Consider the following 15,865-nt stretch of genomic DNA (forward strand, 5'->3'; position numbering starts at 1 on the left):
TCGAGAAGCACGCATGCAGACATTTTTCATTGCGCCGACCGATTTTGGTGTCGGCCTGACTTCGATCAGCCTGGGCCTGGTGCGCACCCTTGAGCGTGCCGGCCTGAAGGTCGGCTTCTTCAAGCCGATCGCCCAGCCCCACCCGGGTGACACCGGCCCGGAGCGCTCCACCGAGCTGGTCGCCCGCACCCATGGCATCAAGCCGCCCGTGCCGCTGAGCCTGGCCCATGTCGAGCGCATGCTCGGTGACGGCCAGCTGGACGAGCTGCTTGAAGAAATCATCCGCCTGTACCAGCAAGCCTGCGTCGGCAATGACGTGGTGGTGGTCGAGGGCATGGTGCCAACGCGCCACGCCAGCTATGCGGCACGGGTCAACCTGCACTTGGCCAAGAGCCTGGATGCCGAGGTAATCCTGGTTTCAGCCCCGGAAAATGAAGTGCTCAGCGAGCTGTCCGGCCGGGTCGAACTGCAGGCCCAGTTGTTCGGCGGCCCGCGCGACCCGAAAGTGCTCGGGGTGATTCTCAACAAGGTGCGTACCGAGGAAAGCATGGCGGACTTCGCCACCCGCCTGCGCGAGCACTCGCCGCTGCTGCGTGGCAATGATTTCCAACTGCTCGGCTGTATCCCCTACCAGCCCGAGCTGAACGCCCCGCGCACCCGTGACGTGGCCGACCTGCTTGGCGCCCAGGTGCTCAATGCCGGCGACTACGAGCAGCGGCGCATGAGCAAGATCATCATCTGCGCCCGCACGGTGGCCAACACCGTACCGCTGCTCACGTCAGGCACCTTGGTCGTAACCCCGGGTGATCGCGACGACATCATCCTTGCCGTCAGCCTGGCAGCAATCAATGGTGTGCCACTGGCCGGCCTGCTGCTGACCAGCGACAGCAAGCCTGACGCACGTATCCTTGGCCTGTGCCGTGGCGCGCTGCAGGCCGGGCTGCCTATCCTGTCGGTAAGTACCGGCTCTTACGACACCGCCAACCAGCTCAACTCGTTGAACCGTGAAATTCCGGTGGATGACCGCGAGCGCGCCGAATTCATTACCGACTTTGTCGCCAGCCACCTCGACGCGGCCTGGTTGCACCAACGCTGCGGCACGCCGCGCGAACTGCGGCTGTCGCCGGCGGTGTTCCGCTACCAGTTGATCCAGCGCGCGCAGCAAGCGAACAAGCGCATCGTCCTGCCTGAGGGTGCCGAGCCTTTGCTGGTTCAGGCGGCAGCCATCTGCCAGGCCCGAGGCATTGCCCGTTGCGTGCTGCTGGCCAAGCCCGAGGATGTGGATGCCGTGGCACGCGCCCAAGGCATTACCCTGCCGCCGGGCCTGGAGATCCTCGACCCGGAGCTGATACGCGGGCGCTACGTAGAACCGATGGTCGAGCTGCGCAAAAGCAAGAACCTCAACGCCCCGATGGCCGAGCAGCAACTGGAAGACCCGGTGGTGATCGGGACCATGATGCTGGCTCTGGATGAAGTGGACGGCCTGGTTTCCGGGCTGGTGCACTCCACTGCCAACACCATCCGCCCTGCCCTGCAGTTGATCAAGACTGCGCCGGGCTCGAGCCTGGTGTCGTCGGTGTTCTTCATGCTGTTCCCCGAGCAGGTACTGGTGTACGGCGACTGCGTGATGAACCCGCACCCGAGCGCTGTCGAACTGGCCGAAATTGCCCGGCAGAGCGCCGAATCGGCGCAGGCCTTCGGCATTGCGCCGCGGGTGGCGATGATCAGTTACTCAAGCGATTCGGCCAGCGATGAGGAAGTCGGGAAAGTGCGCGAAGCGACACGCCTGGCACAGGACGCAGCGCACGATCTACTGATCGACGGCCCCCTGCAGTATGACGCGGCGGCCAACCCGGCAATTGCCCGGGAGCTGGCGCCAGGCAGCCCGGTGGCCGGGCGTGCCACGGTATTCGTGTTCCCCGACCTGAATACCGGCAATACCACACACAAGGCGGTACAGCGCAGTGCTGACGGGGTCAGCCTGGGGCCGATGCTGCAGGGGTTACGCAAACCGGTGAACGACTTGCCGCGAGGGGCACAGGTAGACGATATCGTGCACACCATTGCCCTGACGGCGATTCAGGCCAGCGTAGCGCGCTAAGAAGCCGGGGCTGCGTTGCAGCCCCGGGCGGTCAATCACGGATATTGCTGAACCTGGCCTTGCTGCTGGTCATACTGCTGACCCGGAATCGGCTTCAGGTTCACTTCCACCCGGCGGTTCTGCGCACGGCCATTGGCGTCAGCGTTGCTGGCGATTGGCTGGTCCGGGCCCATGCCACGTACAGAAATACGCGAGGCATCCACACCCTGCGAGGTCAGGTAGGTGCTGACCGCCTGCGCGCGGCGCTGGGACAGGTCCATATTGTGTTGGCGGCTGCCAGTGCTGTCGGTGAAGCCGACCACTTCGATGGTGTTCTGGTTGAACTGCTTGAACGACCCAGCCAGGTTGTTCAGCGGCGAGTAGAAGCTTGGGGCGATGTTGGCCGAGTCGGTGGCGAAGGTGATGTTGCCCGGCATGATCAGCTTGATCTGGTCACCCTGGCGTTGCACTTCCACGCCGGTGTTGGCCATCTGCGCGCGCAGTTCGGCTTCCTGCTTGTCGGCGTAGTAGCCGTAACCAGCAGCGGCAGCACCCACTGCAGCGGCACCGATGAGTGCCCCCTTGCCACGGTTGTTGTGGTCGATGGCGGCACCCGCGATGGCGCCGGCCAACGCGCCCAGGCCACCATACTTGGCGGTCTTGCTCATCCCGGTGGAGCCCTGCGCCTGGCCCTGGTTGTCGTAGGGATTCTGGCCGGCACAGCCGGTCATCAGGGCAGCGGCAGTTGCGACGATAATCAGACGACGCATGGTGAACATGGACAAGCTCCTACTGAATTCATGAATGCGGCAGATCATAAAGGGATCTATGCCAGCCTTGGATTGCGTCGGCAACGAAAAATTCCATGAAAGTGCCTTCATCTGCCATCAGGCACGCACGAAGGGGTTCTCGCGCATTTCGTCACCCAACCGGGTATCGGGCCCGTGGCCGGTCACCACGACGGCCTCCTCGTCCAGCCGGTAAAGCCGCTCCTTGATGGAACGCACGATCGCCCGCTGGTCGCCCCCCCACAGGTCGGTGCGGCCAATGCCGCGACGGAACAGGGTGTCACCGGCGATCAGCAGCTTGGCATCGGCGAACCAGAAGCTCATCGAGCCCGGGGTGTGCCCTGGTGTATGCAGGGCCACGCCGCAGCCGCAGGCCAGTTCTTCGTCATCGCCCAGCCAACGGTCGGGGGACGGTACTGGGGTGTAGGGCACGCCGAACATCTGGCACTGCATTTCCAGGTTGTCCCACAGCGCCTGGTCGTCCTTGTGCAGGTGCAAGGTGGCGCCGGTCAACGCCTTGAGCTTGCCCGAGGCCAGAAAATGATCGAAGTGCGCGTGTGTGTGGATGATGCTCACCAGCGTGAGACCGTGGGCCTGCAGGCGGGCGAGGATCTTGTCCGGGTCACCGCCCGGGTCGACGACGATGGCCTTTTGGGTCAGCGGGTCGCCGATCAGCGTGCAGTTGCATTGCAGAGGGCCTACCGGAAAGGTTTCGCGGATGAGTGCAGGCGGGGTTTGGGTCATGGTGTTCTCGCAGGTAACGCTGGGTTCTGCTGGGAGCCTGACAGGAAAATGGGGTGGGTGCACGAGGTTCATGGCTTGAGCGAAGTGGCGCCTGTGAGATCGAGCGCCGCCCGCGCGGCGCATCGCGAGCTGCGCTCGCTCCTACATTTGTTTCGGGCCAGTTATGCCTGTGACAGGCGCGCGCGACCGCCTTGTTTTACGACGCGATATCGCGCCATGCGCCAAGCGGGCGCGCGCAACTCCCCCAGGAATAATTGGCCCGAAAAAAACGGAACGAGCGCAGCTCGCGATGCGCCGCGCGGGCGGCGCTCGATCTCACAGGCACCCAATCCCTCAAGGCAGGAACAACCTGAACAACCCGCCCCCAAGCGCCCCGCCATTGGAAATCTCGATCCGCCCGCGCACACCGCCGCTTTCATGCAGCGCCGCGATCCGCGCCGCGAAGTACAGCCCCAGGCCAGTACTGCCGCTAGTCGAATCGATCCCCTGGATGTATTCCTCCTGGCGCTCGAGCATGCGTTGTGGATAACCCGGGCCATCGTCGTTGACGCAGATGGCCAGCTGGTTGTCAGCTTCTTCAATGGTGATCAGCAAGGCATGTCCGGCAAAGCGGGTGGCGTTGGTGATGACATTGGCGATGACCGAGGCCACCAGTTCGCGGTCGAAGAAACCCAACGGGTTGTCGGTGTCGATGCGCCAGGTGGCGAGGATATCGTTGTGCTTCAGCACTTCCTCGTGCGCCGCCAGCTGGGCTTCGATGAAGTCATCCAGCTCATGGTAGTCCGGGCACACCGGCAGCTGGTTAACCCCCAGCTTGTACAACCCCAGCAACTGCACCAGCATGCCGTTAAGGTGACGAAACTCGTGCTCCATCATCCCTTGCTCGGCACCGCCGCGCAGCTCTTCGGGCAAGCGCTGCACCCACTGGCTGTGGGACTGGATCAACGCCGCCAGGGAACTCTTGAGGTCGTGCACGGTGGAGGCGATCACCGTGGAAAAATCCAGCCCCTGATTGTCTTGAGTCATGCGCCGAACACTCGGATGTGCAGTTTGCGGTAACGGTCATAGCGATTGTCGCTGGCAGGGATACCGGCCACGCTGGTCAAGGCGTCGCGGCATTCCTGCATGATCGCGGGCTGAGGGTCGTCACCGCCGATGCGCAGCAGCGCCTGGGCGGTGTTGAGGGCGATGCTGATGTTCTTCGGCTGTAAACCCAGTGCCTTGCGGAACAGTTGCAGCGCCTCGCCGAGCTGCCCTCCCTGGTAACTGCGCACCCCCTGGCGATTGAGGGTGACCGCTTCGGTGATGGCGTTGAGCACACTGGGGTCGTCCGTCAGCTTGCCCACTCTTTCCATGACCTTGGGGTCATCGCCATAACTTTCCACACAGCTTTTCAGCACGCCGATCGCGGCAGCTTCCTGCCCCATCGCCTGCAATTGCGCGGCAACGGTCAGGGCTGAATCGACCGAGAAGAACTGGTTCATCTTGTCCAGGCGCTGAATCGCCTGCTCGGTCAGCTTGGCCGCCGTTTCCGGGTCACCGGCCTGCAACAGGCTGGCGGCTTTCATCATCCGCGCACGTACCTGCAAGCCCTGATCCTCGGGGTTTTCCTTGGCCACTTCGCTGAGCGTGGTGTTGATCTCGACCCGGGTTCGGGCGTCGAGGCCAAAACCCGCATTCTTGCTCATCAGCGCCTGCACCAGGCCAAGGTTGTTCTCGGCATCCTTGTAGCGCGAGCTCTGCCCCTGATTCACCGCATGGCGGAACGCTTTCGAGGCACTCTCGAAATCTTCGTTTTCCAGCGCCAGCTTGCCCAGCGTCGATTGCCGGCGCACCGACAGCGGCGACAGGCGCACGGCCTCTTCAAGCAGGCTCTGGGCGCGTTTGGTTTCACCCTGAGCTACCAGGACTTCGGCCATGCCGTCGTAAAGGCTCGGCATGATCGGGAAGGCCTTGAGTGCCTGTTCGTACACGCCCTGGGCCTGGGCATTCTGGCCACGCTTGTGCATCAGCGCCCCCAAGGCCGCGTAAACCCACGGCTGCGGGCGGCTGGCCAGGATCGCCTTGAGGAATTTTTCGAGCTCCTCGAAACGGTTGAGGTTGCGCAAGGCATCGGCCCGGTAACGCAGGCACAGCGGTGCCAGGCGCGGGTCCCTCTTGCACAGCTCGGCGCAAGCCGCCAGCACTTCGCCCGGGCGGTGGCGGTCGAGCGCCTGCAGGATCGGTTTGAGCAGTGTCTTGCGCTGGAACAGTTTCTCGACACGCTGGGCCAGGCCAACCCGGTTGAAAGGCTTGGTCAGGTAGGCGTCGGGCTCGTGCTCGATGGCGCTAAGGACAATGGCCTGGCTGCTCTCGGCCGTGACCATGATGAACACGCACTCATGGCTGATGTGCTTGTCGATGATCAGGTCTTCCAGCACCTGCTGGCCGTTCTTCTTGCCGTCGCCGAGGTGGAAGTCCTGCAGGATGACGTCATAGCGCTTCTGCGCGCACATGCGCAACGCCTGCTCGCCGCTGTCGGCGGTGTCAACGTCGCGCACGCCCAACTCACGCAACATGGAGCGGGTCGACGTGCGAAAGTCGGTAAAATCGTCGACGATCAGAAAGCTCTTTTGCCCGTACTGCAGCATCAACACGACCTGCCTTGGAATGATTGAAAAATCGCGCGAGGCGATGCCACCGATCGCTGTATCGGCAGCCGGTCGGGAAAGATGAGGGTAGAGCATTGCCGGCCACAAACCATGGCCTCACGCCATCACTTTAGCGGGCAATGAACCCAGGGGCCAGCTTCAAGCCAGCAGCCCCAGGGATTTGGCCTTGGCCACCGCCTGGGTACGCCGTTCCACGCCCAGCTTGCTGTTGATATGGCTGGCGTGGGTTTTTACCGTGTGCAAGGAAATGAACAGGCGCTCGCTGATCTGCTGGTTGGAGCAACCTTGGGCGATCAGCTCGAGCACGGCCAGTTCGCGACCGCTCAACGCCTCACCGGTCCCGGCGCTGGGACTTGGCAGTGACGGCAGGCGTTTGAGCAGTTCTGCCTGAACCGGGCACGTGCTACCTGCCTGCAGATGCTCGTGAAGCCATTGCGGGTGCTTTTCCAACAGCGCCTGGAATGGCTGCAGCACACCGCCGCGAGCTGCCTCCAGCAGCGGTGGCAACAATTGCGCTGCCTGGCCGTCCCGGCCTTCGTCCAGCAACAGCACCAGCCATTGGCTCAGGGCACTGACGGCAAGCATCATGCCGCCACTGGCCTGGCCACGCTCGGCAAGGCCAGCCAGACGTTTGACGGCGTCATCACGACGTGACTGAACACGCTCGAGCAACGCTTGTTGCAAGGCAATGTGCAACGGCAGCAGCGGGTGAAACTCTGGCGCTGCCGCTGGCTGCTCGCCGCCGTAGGTCTGGCCCAGACGCAGCAGCCACGACTCGGCGAGGTCGATGCGGCCCTGGGCCAACCACAGTTCGCATTTGACCAAAGTGATCATGGCCAAGTAATAGACCGGCGGCACGTCCCAGATGTGCATCAGCCGCTCAGCCTCGGCCAGCTCGGCAAAAGCCTCGGCAAAGTGCCCTTCCCGGCCATCGAGCGTGGCAATCACGCAATGGCCGATAAGCACGCTGATATCCCGACAGGCCCGCGCCTCACCCAGCCCTGCGCGCAAGCGCGCACGGCCTTGGGCGGGTTGCAGGCGCGAGACCAGCAGGTAGCCTTCATACAGCGTCAGGCGTGCGCGCACGGCATACAGGCGCTGCGCCGAAAGCCCTTGCAGGCGCTGCAGGCCCTGGCGCACTTCGTCCAGGGCGCGCAGCACTTCGCCACGGGCGTGTAGCACCCGTGCGCGGTCGTAATGGGCCAACGCCTCGAACAACGGGTTGCCAACACGCTGAGCCAGCTCCAGCGCCTCACGATTCCACCCGCGTGCGCGCCAGAAGTCGCCATCGGCAATGGCCAGGTTGGACAGTGTCGACAAACACACCAGGCGTTGGCCATAACGCTTGCTCGGCAAGCTCTGCAACGCTTCGCCGCAATAGGCCAGGGTGCGCTCGCGGTCACCCCGGCCACGGGCGATCACCCCGCTCAATGCCAGCCACTGCGCCAGCATCGACTTTTGCGCGGTCGCCGAGGGCGCGGGCAGGAAGCGGCTGAGGTAACCGGCCAGCTCTTCGGCCGCGTCCAGCTGACAAGCCAGGCCCAACGCCCAGCTGTACAGCACAATCAACCGCGGCGTACTGATCAACAGGCTGTCGGGCAGGTCCATCTTCCAGCGCAGCAGCATGCCGACGTTCTGCTCGGCCAGCAGTTGTTCCTCGGACAGGCTCTGCACCAGGTCGGCGGCGACATCGAGGTGACCGGCACGCAGCGCCTGCTCCACCGCCTCGTCCAGCAGCCCCTGGGCTTCGAACCAGCGGCACGCGCGCAGGTGCAGGCCGGCCAGTGGTTCGCTGGCCTGGCGGCTGCGCAGCAAGTCGGAGAACAAGTGGTGATAACGGAACCATTGACCATGCTCGTCCAGCGGCACCAGGAACACCTGGTGCGCCTGCAGGAAGCACAGGATCGCGGCGCTGTCGTGAGCGCCGCGCACGGCGTCGCACAGCGAGGCACAGAAGCGCTCCTGGCAGGCGGTCTCGTACAGGAAGGCCTGTACATCCGCGGGTAGCATGTCGATGACTTCTTCGAGCAGGTAGTCGCGGATCAGGCCCTCGCCACCGTGCAGCGCCTGGGGCAAGGCCTGTTCGTCAGCGCTGTCGCTGGCCGCCAGCTGCCAGAAGCGCAGCCCGGCCACCCAGCCGTCGCTGCGCTGGATCAGGTTATCAAGCGCCTGGCCACGCAGCCCGGTGGGCTGGCGGCCGATTACCGCCAAAGACTCCTCGGCGGTGAGGCGCAGTTCCTGTTCGTTGAGCTCGACCAGTTGCCGTGACAGGCGCAGGCGCGCCAGGTGCCAGTCTGGACGTTGTCGGCTAGTGACCAGCAACACCAGGCCGGGAGGCAAGTGATTGAGGAAGAACTGCAGGCACCGGTCAAGTACCGGCCCCTGGGCCAGATGGTAGTCGTCCAGCACCACCAGCAAGGGCGTATCGGCTTGCAGGTAAAGCGCCAGCTCGTCGAGCAGGCCGTCGAGCCATTCTTCGAAGGCAAACGGCTGGTGGCGCTGGCGCATCTTCAGCAGGCCCATGGCCTGGCCGCCAAGTGCCGGGCAGTACTGTTGCAAGCCTTCGAGCAGCCGCTCGAGGAAGCGGCCAGGGTCGGCATCGCGCTGGCTCAGGCCCAGCCACAGGCTGCGCCAGTGCTCGGGCAGTGCTTCGCAGAATTCGATGGCCAAGGAGCTTTTACCAAAACCTGCCGGCGCATTGACCAGCAGCAAGCGCCCGCCCAAACCGGCATTCAGCCGCTGGCACAAGCGCACGCGCGGCACATGGCCATCCGGCAGGGGCGGCCGGAAGAAACGCCCGTCCAGCAGGCCCAGGGCCTGACTGGCGAATCCATGCGTACGGGACAGATCAGTCATGGCCGGCTCATTCTGGGTGGAAGACTACGGCATATGGATGCTTGCGAGACTAGCCGTTAACGCGGCGCATTTGAAGATGATGGGAACAATTGCCTCAGAAAAGACTGCGACAAAAAGCAACATGGCCGATGGACATGGGCTGGAACGAGGGTTTGGAGAGGTATTCAGCAGGTTGATTGCCTGGCCCGCGGAAAGCCCGGAGCAGGAAAACAAAAAAACGCCCCGGCAAGCCGGGGCGTTCTGGGGATCACACAGCGTCGAGTGCGTTCAGCTTAGCGAATACCCGACTGGCGCAGCGCTGCTGGCTGGAAGTCGGCCTTGCTGGCGCTGAAGCCGAAGTCGTACGCACGCTTCTCTTCGTTCTTCATGCCCAGGGCCAGGTAACGACCGGACTGCAGGTCATAGATGGCTTCCAGGGTGTACCAGGGTACCTCGACGTTGTAGTAGGCCTGGGCATGCGCCTCGGACACGCGCCACAGCTGGCCACGGCCGTCGTACTGGTCGATCACAGCAGCCTGCCAGGTGTCCTCGTCGATATAGAAGTCACGCTTGGCATAGATATGCCGCTGGCCCGGCTTGAGCGTTGCAACCACATGCCAGACCCGGCGCAGCTCGTAACGAGTCAGGTCCTGGTTGATGTGCCCGGCCTTGATGATGTCAGCGTACTTGAGCTTGGGATCATCGAGCTTGAAGGCGTTGGAGGCGATGTACAGCTCCTTCTTGCCTTCCAGCTTCCAGTCATAGCGGTCTGGCGCGCCGTTGAACATGTCCAGGTTGTCTGAAGTTCGCAGGCCGTCCGCGGCAGTACCCGGGCCGTCGTACGACACTTGCGGCGCCTGGCGCACGCGACGCTGGCCGGCGTTGTAGATCCACGCCTTGCGCGGCTCCTTCACCTGGTCAAGGGTTTCATGGACCAGCAGCACGGTACCGGCCAGGCGCGCCGGTGCGGTCACTTCCTGCTTGAAGTAGAACAGGATGTTGCCCGGGTTGTTCGGGTCGTAATCCTTCATCTTGTCGCGGAAGACGAACTGGTCAGAGAAATACACCGGGTTGAACGAGCCGTTCTGCTGCGGCGTGGCCTGGGTCACCAGGCGGCTGACGCTGCCGCCGCGGTAGCGGGTGATGTGGTTCCAGATCACTTCCAGGCCGGTTTTCGGGATGGGGAACGGCACGGCGGTGCGGAAATTGTTCAGGCCGTTGCCGCCCTCCACCAAGGTGGTCTTGGTGGCGTTTTCCTTGATGGCGGCGAATACGTCGGCAGGCACCGTGGAACCGCGGTGGGTCTTGAATACCGGGATCTTGAAGGTGTCCGGGTAACGCTTGAGCATCGCCAACTGGCCCGGCGAAAGCTTGTCCTTGTACTGCTCGGCGTTCTGGGCGGTGATGGTAAACAGCGGCTTTTCACTGCCGTACGGGTCGGCCAGGAAGCCCTTGCCGTCGACACTGCCTGCGGTCTTCGACAGCGGCTCCCATGGCCCGATCGATCCATCGGCGTTGCCGGCCTTCTCGGCACCCATCGGGGTCAAGGTGCTGCCCAACTTGGCCGCCTCGTCGGCGGATACCGCAGCCATGACGCTGGTCGCCAGCAGGGACAGGCCCAGCACACCGGCTTGCAGCAGACTTCTGGTCTTGTTCATGTCGTGTCGTCCTGGATCTGTGTGCTTAGAAGTTCACGCCGAAGCTGAGCGCAACAAAGTCGCGGTCATCCACGGTGCTGTACTTGCCGTCGAAGAAGTTGGTGTACGACAGGCTAGCCGTGTAGGTGTTCTGGTACTCGGCGTCCAGGCCCAGGCTGACCGCCTTGCGGCCTTCCTCGAAGTTGCCGCCAGGGCCAGGCGAGTAACCGGAAACGTCATGCGACCAGGCCACGCTTGGCTTGAGGTTGACCCCGGCGAATACGTCGTTGTAGTCCCAGATGACGCGAGCCCGGTAGCCCCACGAGGTGCTGGTGGTGTAGCCATCGTTCTCGCACTTGCGGTTCAGGTTGGTGGTCGATGCACCAGCACCGGCACCGCCGATAGTGCTGCCGTTGAGTGCCTGGCAGGTATCTGCACCACCGGTGGAAGGCAGTGGGCCGGGGCCGAACACCGGGTCGCGACCGTAGCGAGTATCGTGGGCGTTCTCCAGGCCCCCCACGTGGGTGACACCCACCTCGCCCACCACCGTCATGCGGCTGGCGCCCATCACCTGGTCAAAGAAGTGCGTGAGGGTAGTCTGGAACTGGGTGATTTCCTTGCGGCGATAGCCGTGAAGGTCCTGGCCCGGAGTACCGGTCAACAGCGAAGCGTTGGTCAGTGCGCCGCCCAACGGACGAACACCGGCAAACAGGATATCGGTGGTGTTCAACTGCACCGGGGCGTTGGGCCGGTAGCTGATTTCGCCGCTCCATGCGGTGCCGGTTGGCAACGTGGTGGAGAAACTCAAGCCGTACAGACGAATGTCTTCCGGGTACTCGACGAAGTATTGCGAGTTACCCGCCACGATCAGTGGCGCCAAGGCCCGCAGCTGCGCCGGCAGGCCAGCGATACCGGAGAACACCGAAGCCGGTGCGCCGGTGGCGCTGAAGATCGGGGCACGGCTGTGGTAGTTCATGAAGTAGGCACCGAACTCGGTGTCCAGCGGCTCGAACATGTAGCGCATGGCCACACCGAATTGCCCGCTGTCGCGTGCATCGCGGTCGGCGCCACGGCGCACCATCACGCCCTCTTCGTTGATGTTCACGCCTTGGGTGGCGAGAAACTGCTGAGCCGCACCCGGCACTGTCCGGCTGCTGTTGAGTACGCGCAGGTTATCGGTGCAACCGTCTGCGATGATGTCCGGCTGCGAGAAGAACGTACCGCAGTTATCAACAACCGTCTGGTCCCACTCGATCTGGTAGAAGGCCTCGGCCGACAGGTTGTCGGTAAGGCTTTGCGAGATATAGAACATGTTGACCGGGATCAGGCCTTCCTTGATCTCGGCCCCAGGGCGGCGGAACGCCGACACGTCGATGGGGTTGATCGAGTTGATGCCGCCGCCGATGAAGGTACTTTCGCCCCAGCTCACCACCTGCTTGCCGAAGCGTACCGAGCCCGGCTGATCGCCGATGGAATAATTGTGGTACACGAAGGCGTCGAGCAACTCGGCACCGGACGACTTGGCGCCTTCCTTGCGGTTGGAGTCACTGATGTCCTTGAACTCGCGGCCTTCGTCCTTCAGCTCGAAGTCGTACCAGTACTTGCCGCGCACGAACACGCCGGTATCGCCGTACTTCAGTTCCAGGTCATGGATGCCCTTGAAGATTTTCGAGAAGGTTTCGCCCTTCTTGAAGTTAAGGTGGCCATCGTCGGAGGTCTGCGACAGGCCCTTGCCGCCGTTGTTCACCCCGATCAGGTTCTTGTTGGGGTTGGCGGTCGACCAGCTGGCGCCGATGGAGAGCGACGAGTCGAACTGGCCTTCGATTTCACCGATGTTGAAACTGACAGCGAAAGCAGGACTTGCGAGCGTGGAAGCAAGGCTGACCGCCAAGGGCAACTTGGCCCGGCGCCAGAACAGGTTTGCAGATTTCATCGACGCTACTCCATGTACTTTATTGTTATGGCAGTGAGTCCTTTCAAGAACGGCCCGAGCGACCGGTTTGCAGGCTTTGACCTGCGACGACACGGCTTGCGCGTGTCGCCCTCCCCCATTCCTGAAAATCCCCTGGCCCCGACTATAGCCAGCAAGGCACAGGCGCTTGATCCCTCTAAAGTGTGATTTGCGCTCCATGCCGCCAACTCGCTGTAAATGTGCTCCGTTTGCGCGTTGGCAGTGCATTAGGATGGCGCATTTTCGCCATTTGGCAAGGCGCCAGACCCTCTAGCATGCGGGTCGCGTTCTGACGTGCGCGACCCGCATGGCGGTCAAAGCGTGGACAGGAACGCGCTGTTGCTGGCCTGCCATTGGACGATGTCCTGGCGGATGCGTTTCTTGTCGAGCTTGCCGACACTGGTCTTGGGAATTTCAGTAACAACGGCGATCTGGCTTGGAATCGCCCATTTGTTGATGTGACCTTGCTCGACAAATGGCTTGAGGTGTTCCTTCAATGCCTTGGCGTCGATGGCCTGGCCATCGCGCACCACCAGCAGGGCGAACGGCCGCTCGCCCCATTGCGGGTCGGCCACTCCCACCACCGCCACTTCGCGCACGGCAGGATGGCGGCTGATCAAGTCTTCCAGGTCGAGCGAGGAGATCCACTCGCCTCCTGTCTTGATCACATCCTTGATGCGATCGCGGATGTCGATGTAGCCCATGCCGTCGAGGGTGGCGACATCTCCGGTGTGTAGCCAGCCGCCCTGCCACAGCTCCTCGCTCTTTTCCGGCTCCTTGAAGTAACCCATGGTCAGCCAAGGGGCTCGCAGCACCAGCTCGCCCTGGGTTTCGCCATCGGCGGGCAGGAAGTTGCCGTCGCCGTCGACGATGGCTGCCTCGACCAGCGGGACCGGCACACCGGCCTTGATGCGGTAGGTGACGCGCTCGTCCTCGCTCCCGGCCTGCAGTTCGTCGTTCAGGTGCGCGGCGGAAATCAGCGGGCAGGTCTCGGACATGCCATACGCTGCGGTCAGCTGGATGCCGCGAGCCAGCGCAGCCTGGTACAGCGAACGGTTGAGCGAACTGCCGCCGATGATGATTTTCCAGCCGGCGAAATCCTGGCCTTGGGCGTTCGGGCAATTGAGCAACATCTGCAGGATAGTCGGCACGCAATGGGAGAAGGTGACCTTCTCTTCGCGCCACAGCCTGACCAGCATGTCTGGCTCGTAGCGGCCAGGGTAAACCTGTTTCATGCCGAGCATGGTGGCGGCGTAGGGGATGCCCCAGGCATGAACGTGGAACATCGGTGTAATCGGCATGTACACATCATTACTGCCCAACAGGCGCACGCTGTCGATACTGCCGGTAACCGAAGCTTCGGCCAACGTGTGCAGCACCAGTTGCCGGTGGCTGAAGTACACGCCCTTGGGGTTACCGGTGGTGCCGGTGGTGTAGAAGGTGGTGGCCACCGAGTTTTCGTCGAAGTCCGGGAAGTCGTAGCGCGGGCTGGCGGCAGCCAGCAGTTGCTCGTACTCGCCGACCAGGTTGGGCAGCTCGGCGGTCTTGTCCGGGCCATCGGTCAGCAGCAGGGTCTTGTCGACGGTGGTCAACTGCCCGGCAATGCCTTGATAGAGGCCGACGAAGTCGCTATTGACCAGCACCACGCGGTCTTCGGCATGGTTCATGGTGTAGAGGATTTGCTCGGGCGACAGGCGCACGTTGATGGTATGCACCACTGCACCGATCATCGGGATGGCGAACATACACTCCAGGTAGCGGTGGCTGTCCCAGTCCATCACCGCCACGGTATCACCGGCCTTGACCCCGGCCTCGGTCAGCACGTTGGCCAAGCGGGCGATGCGCTCGTTGAGCTGTGGATAAGTGAGCCGGATCTGGTCGCGGTAGACGATTTCACGGGTCTTTTCATAGCGGCTGCCAGACATCAGCAGACGCTTGATCAGCAATGGGTAGGCGTAGGCGCCCTCGGCGGGCTTGATGATGCGAGTCTGCAACATGGGTATCCCTTTTCTGAAAAGCGGGCCGGACAAGTCTGGGGATTACTGTAGTTCGCCAATGTGACGGCTAAATCAGCCGAAGGAATGATTTGCCTGGCAAAGGTATGAGTGGCGGGCGTTGACGTGTGGTAACCGCGGGCTAGACACTGCGCCGTGACACCGACATTCCGCCCTGCCCTCCGGAGAGCCCCAATGCCCAGCCCGCGTCGCGCCGTGTTTCTCGATCACCAGTCCCTGGACCTTGGCGACCTCGACCTCTCGCCCCTGCAGCAGCAGTTCGACGAGTTCGAGCTGTTCGCCGCCACCCGCCCCGAGCAAGTGGCTGAACGCCTGCAAGGCGCCGTGGCCGTGGTCAGCAACAAGGTCATGCTCGACGCCGTAACGCTGGCCGCCAACCCGCAACTGAAGCTGATCCTGGTGGCCGCCACGGGCACCAACAATGTCGACCTGGCCGCCGCCCGCGCCCAGGGCATCACCGTGTGCAACTGCCAGGGCTATGGCACGCCCTCGGTCGCCCAGCACACGCTGGCCCTGTTACTGGCGCTGGCCACCCGGCTGTGCGACTACAACCAGGCGGTGGCCGAAGGCCAGTGGGCCAAGGCCAGCCAGTTCTGCCTGCTGGACTTCCCTATCGTCGAGCTGGAGGGCAAGACCCTTGGCCTGCTCGGCCACGGCGAGCTGGGCGGCGCGGTGGCACGGCTGGCCGAAGCCTTCGGCATGCGCGTAATCAGCGGGCAGATCCCCGGCCGGCCGGAACGCGCCGACCGCCTGCCGCTGGCCGAGCTGCTGCCGCAAGTCGACGCGCTGACCCTGCATTGCCCGCTGAACGAGCACACCCGGCACATGCTCGGTGCCCGCGAACTGGCCCTGCTCAAACCCGGTGCGCTGGTAGTCAACACCGCGCGTGGCGGCCTGATCGATGAACAGGCCCTGGCCGACGCTCTGCGCAGCGGCCACTTGGGCGGCGCCGCCACCGATGTATTGAGCGTAGAGCCACCGGTCAATGGCAACCCGCTGCTCGAACCCGGCATCCCACGCCTGATCATCACCCCACACAGCGCCTGGGGCGCAGTGGAGTCGCGCCAGCGCATCGTCGGCCAGCTCAGCGAGAACGCTCAGGGCTTCTTCGCCGGGCAGCCCCGCCGCGTGGTCAGCTGAGCCCAGCGCCTGCCTCTGCTACAC

Annotated in this window: 10 protein-coding genes; 2 read left to right on the forward strand and 8 right to left on the reverse strand. The window is 63.3% G+C overall.

What is annotated here, in order from left to right; all coding sequences use genetic code 11:
* The first annotated feature begins 13 nt into the window (after positions 1 to 13).
* Positions 14 to 2,101 carry a phosphate acetyltransferase gene (gene pta / locus OO258_RS01420; protein ID WP_266028575.1) on the forward strand — a complete coding sequence of 696 codons (2,088 nt, stop codon included), beginning with the start codon at positions 14 to 16 and terminating at the stop codon, positions 2,099 to 2,101.
* 35 nt (positions 2,102 to 2,136) lie between these two features.
* On the opposite strand, the gene OO258_RS01425 is transcribed toward pta, so the two are convergent.
* From OO258_RS01425 to OO258_RS01460, 8 genes are all read right to left on the reverse strand, one after another.
* Positions 2,137 to 2,859, reverse strand: a complete 723-nt coding sequence (locus tag OO258_RS01425; RefSeq protein ID WP_016501466.1) for an OmpA family protein — start codon at positions 2,857 to 2,859, stop codon at positions 2,137 to 2,139.
* 108 nt (positions 2,860 to 2,967) lie between these two features.
* Entirely contained in the window at positions 2,968 to 3,612 is a 645-nt protein-coding gene (locus OO258_RS01430) for an MBL fold metallo-hydrolase (RefSeq protein WP_266028578.1), read from the reverse strand.
* A 333-nt stretch (positions 3,613 to 3,945) separates the two neighbouring features.
* Positions 3,946 to 4,638, reverse strand: a complete 693-nt coding sequence (locus OO258_RS01435) for a sensor histidine kinase (RefSeq protein ID WP_266028579.1) — start codon at positions 4,636 to 4,638, stop codon at positions 3,946 to 3,948.
* Positions 4,635 to 6,242: a tetratricopeptide repeat-containing response regulator gene (locus OO258_RS01440; RefSeq protein WP_110745516.1), complete on the reverse strand. Its 1,608-nt coding sequence runs from the start codon at positions 6,240 to 6,242 to the stop codon at positions 4,635 to 4,637. The genes OO258_RS01435 and OO258_RS01440 overlap by 4 nt, the downstream gene beginning before the upstream one ends.
* Before the next feature lie 159 nt (positions 6,243 to 6,401).
* Entirely contained in the window at positions 6,402 to 9,119 is a 2,718-nt protein-coding gene (locus OO258_RS01445) for a LuxR C-terminal-related transcriptional regulator (RefSeq protein ID WP_266028580.1), read from the reverse strand.
* Positions 9,120 to 9,391: 272 nt separating this feature from the next.
* On the reverse strand, positions 9,392 to 10,756 hold the full coding sequence (locus OO258_RS01450) for a DUF1329 domain-containing protein (RefSeq protein WP_110745514.1): 1,365 nt from the start codon (positions 10,754 to 10,756) through the stop codon (positions 9,392 to 9,394).
* 25 nt (positions 10,757 to 10,781) lie between these two features.
* On the reverse strand, positions 10,782 to 12,668 hold the full coding sequence (locus OO258_RS01455; RefSeq protein ID WP_266028581.1) for a DUF1302 domain-containing protein: 1,887 nt from the start codon (positions 12,666 to 12,668) through the stop codon (positions 10,782 to 10,784).
* A 332-nt stretch (positions 12,669 to 13,000) separates the two neighbouring features.
* The gene (locus OO258_RS01460) at positions 13,001 to 14,683 is read right to left on the reverse strand and encodes a fatty acid--CoA ligase (protein ID WP_266028582.1); all 1,683 of its coding nucleotides are present in this window, start codon (positions 14,681 to 14,683) and stop codon (positions 13,001 to 13,003) included.
* A 192-nt stretch (positions 14,684 to 14,875) separates the two neighbouring features.
* Between OO258_RS01460 and OO258_RS01465 the strand changes: the two genes are divergently transcribed.
* Positions 14,876 to 15,841: a 2-hydroxyacid dehydrogenase gene (locus tag OO258_RS01465; protein ID WP_266028583.1), complete on the forward strand. Its 966-nt coding sequence runs from the start codon at positions 14,876 to 14,878 to the stop codon at positions 15,839 to 15,841.
* The last annotated feature ends 24 nt before the right edge of the window (positions 15,842 to 15,865 follow it).

It is taken from the genome of Pseudomonas sp. DCB_BI, from assembly GCF_026240995.1.
Classification (GTDB): domain Bacteria; phylum Pseudomonadota; class Gammaproteobacteria; order Pseudomonadales; family Pseudomonadaceae; genus Aquipseudomonas.